We start from the raw sequence: 2,721 nt of genomic DNA, 5'->3' as shown, positions 1-2,721 counted from the left end.
TCGGAACATGGCGTCGAGGGAAGCGGCGTCTATGCGCTTTCGGCGCGGCTGCGCGATGCAATTGAAGCATCGGGCGAGGCAACGCTTTTCCTCGACCTCGCGCCCGGACGAAGCCTCGAACGCCTCCTGCGCGATCTCGCCCGCCCGCGCGGACGCCAGAGCATGGCGACGCATCTGCGAAAGGCGGCCCATATCGAAGGCGTGAAGGCGGGACTCCTGCGCGAATGCGCCGACCCGGAAGCCTTCGCCGATGCGGAGCGCCTCGCCGCCGCGATCAAGTCCCTGCCGCTCAAGCTCGTGGCCGCGCGGCCCATCGCCGAGGCGATCTCGAGCGCGGGCGGCATCCCCGCCGCATCTATCGACCGGCGCTTCATGCTGAGCGGCCTCCCCGGCACTTTCTGCGCGGGCGAGATGCTCGACTGGGAAGCGCCGACCGGCGGCTATCTCCTCACCGCCTGCATGGCGACGGGGCGCGCAGCCGGCGATGGCGCGGCGGAATGGCTTGGCCTGAAGCCGTGAGCATGGGCTAGCATCACGCAGATTCGGGGAACAATTCGGGGGAAACGATGCTCGATCAGGCTTTGACATTCGGCGACGGGCTCGATGCCTTGCGCTGGACCCTCGCCGCGCTGTCGCTGCTGGCATCGCTCGGCTATCTCGCCATCGTCGATCGCAGCCCCTCCCTGTGGCGGACGGGTTTCAAGACCGCCTCCATCGCGCTTTGGGTTCCGCTTCCCCTGCTCGGCCTTCATGTGGAAGGCACGAGCGCGCTGGCGCTCGCGGCGCTTGCCGCCGCATTCCTGTTCTCGAGCCTTGGCGACTATTTTCTCGCGCTCAAGGGCGACGCGAAGAATTTTCCGCGCGGCCTCGCCTCGTTCCTCGTCGCGCACATCTTCTATCTGATCGTCCTCGCGCCGCTCGTCTCCGCGCCCGCCGGATGGCAGCTCTGGGGCATCGCCACCGTCGCGATCCTCGCCATCGCCTCGCTCGCCTGGCTCTGGCCGAAGCTCGGATCGTTCCGCGCGCCCGTGATCCTCTATATGGCGGTCATCTCGCTGATGGCGGTCGCCGCATTCTCGGTCCCGCTGCCATGGCTCGGGATCGGCGCCTTGCTCTTCGTCTTTTCCGATGTGGTCATCGCCGTGGACAAGTTCCGCATGCCCGTGCCGCGCCGCGGGCATGTCGTCTGGATCACCTATTATGGCGGTCAGGCGCTGATCGCGGCGAGCCTCATCGGCCTTCTGCGCTGAGGTGCGGGCCGCGCCTCACTCGACATAGGCGTATTTGCCGTCCTTCCACTGGTAGAAGACATAGCCGGGCGCATCCATGTCGCCCTTCGCATCGAAGCCGATCTTGCCGAGCACCGTATCGAAATGCTCGGACTTCAGGACCGCCTCGACCTTGGCGGCGTCCGTCGTTCCGGCCTTCTCGACGGCCTGCGCCCAGACCTGAATCGCGGCATAGGTATAGAGCGTATAGGCCTCGGGCTCATACTTGTCGGCCCGGAACGCGGCGACCAGCTCGGCATTGGCAGGATTGAGGCGCGGATCGGGGCCGAAGGTCATCAGCGTGCCCGAGCCCGCTGGCCCGGTGATCGACCAGAATTCATCCGTCACCAGAGAATCGCCGCCGATGAGTATGGTGTTAAGGCCCTGCTCGCGCATCTGCCGGACGATGAGGCCGCCTTCAGTCTTGTATCCTCCGAAATAGAGGATGTCGGCATTGGTCTGCTTCAGCTTGGAGACGAGGGGGCTATAATCCTTCTCGCCGGCCGTGATCGATTCATGCAGGACTTCGTTGATGCCTTTCGCATTGAGCGCCTTGCGGAATTCGTCGGCGAGCCCCTTGCCATAGGTCGACTTGTCATCGACGACGGCGATCTTCTTGCCGGGAAAATGCTTGACGATGTAATCGGCCGCTGCCGGCCCCTGCGCATCGTCGCGGCCGCAGACGCGGAAGACATTGGCAAGACCGCGCTCGGTGAATTCGGGATTGGTCGAGGCGGGCGAGATCTGCACGATCCCGGATTCCGCATAGACATCGGAGGCCGGGATAGAGGAGCCCGAGCAATAATGCCCGGCGACGAATACCGCGCCCTTCGATGCCATGTCGTTGGCGACGCTCACCGCCTGCTTGGGGTCGCAGGCATCGTCGCCGATGACGAGATTGAGCTTCTGCCCGAGGACGCCGCCCTTCGCATTGATGTCGGCGACCGCCTTCTCCGCGCCATGGATGAACTGCTCGCCGAACACGGCCTCGCTGCCGCTGACCGGCCCCGCGACACCGATCGTGATGCCGCTTTTTTCCTTCGAGCAGGCGAAAAGCCCAAGCGAGAGAGCTGCGACGAGGACGAGAAGATAGCGCGTCATGACCTGTTTCCCCCGGAGTTGCATGCGCAACAATAGCCGCTGGCGAGGAAAAACCTGAAGAGGAAGTTGAAAAAATTCAGCTTTGCCTTCGCTCGCGCCAGCCCGCGAGCCCTGCGCGCTCATAGGCCCAGGGGTACTGCCGGACCATCTGGCGCGCCCGGGTGAGCCTGAACGCTGCCGCCGCGATGAGAAGCAGAACCGCAAAATCAACGGCATAGCCGGTAAGGGAAACGAGATCCCCTTCAAAGAGTGCGAAGATGAGGAAACGGTCCGCGATGGCGAGGAGCAGGCAATAGAGGATGATCTGCCAGTCCGGCCGCCAGTTGAGCGCAAGCGCCCTGCCCGTCATGAT

Annotated in this window: 4 protein-coding genes; 2 read left to right on the top strand and 2 right to left on the bottom strand. The window is 64.4% G+C overall.

From position 1 onward, the window contains the following. A partial coding sequence (locus PKA57_RS03225; protein WP_324297491.1) for an NAD(P)/FAD-dependent oxidoreductase occupies positions 1-519 on the top strand: 519 nt, incomplete at its 5' end. Positions 520-566: 47 nt separating this feature from the next. After that, positions 567-1,250, top strand: a complete 684-nt coding sequence (locus PKA57_RS03220; RefSeq protein WP_324297490.1) for a lysoplasmalogenase — start codon at positions 567-569, stop codon at positions 1,248-1,250. Between the two features lie 15 nt (positions 1,251-1,265). Here PKA57_RS03220 and PKA57_RS03215 read toward each other — a convergent pair whose 3' ends face one another. Together PKA57_RS03215 and PKA57_RS03210 are read right to left on the bottom strand one after the other, a co-directional pair. Further along, positions 1,266-2,369 carry a branched-chain amino acid ABC transporter substrate-binding protein gene (locus PKA57_RS03215; protein WP_324297489.1) on the bottom strand — a complete coding sequence of 368 codons (1,104 nt, stop codon included), beginning with the start codon at positions 2,367-2,369 and terminating at the stop codon, positions 1,266-1,268. 76 nt (positions 2,370-2,445) lie between these two features. After that, positions 2,446-2,721, bottom strand: a 276-nt coding sequence (locus PKA57_RS03210; protein WP_324297488.1) for a DUF6867 family protein, incomplete at its 5' end; no start/stop codon positions are given.

It is taken from the genome of Parvibaculum sp., from assembly GCF_035325945.1.
In the GTDB taxonomy this organism is placed as follows: domain Bacteria; phylum Pseudomonadota; class Alphaproteobacteria; order Parvibaculales; family Parvibaculaceae; genus Parvibaculum.
The sequence above is the reverse complement of the archived record's forward strand: the minus strand, read 5'-3'. Positions and strand labels throughout refer to the sequence as shown.

Coding starts and splice junctions, on each gene's coding strand:
- PKA57_RS03220 (WP_324297490.1), top strand. CDS start 567: ATGCTCGATCAGGCTTTGACATTCGGCGACGGGCTCGATGCCTTGCGC.
- PKA57_RS03215 (WP_324297489.1), bottom strand. CDS start 2,369: ATGACGCGCTATCTTCTCGTCCTCGTCGCAGCTCTCTCGCTTGGGCTT.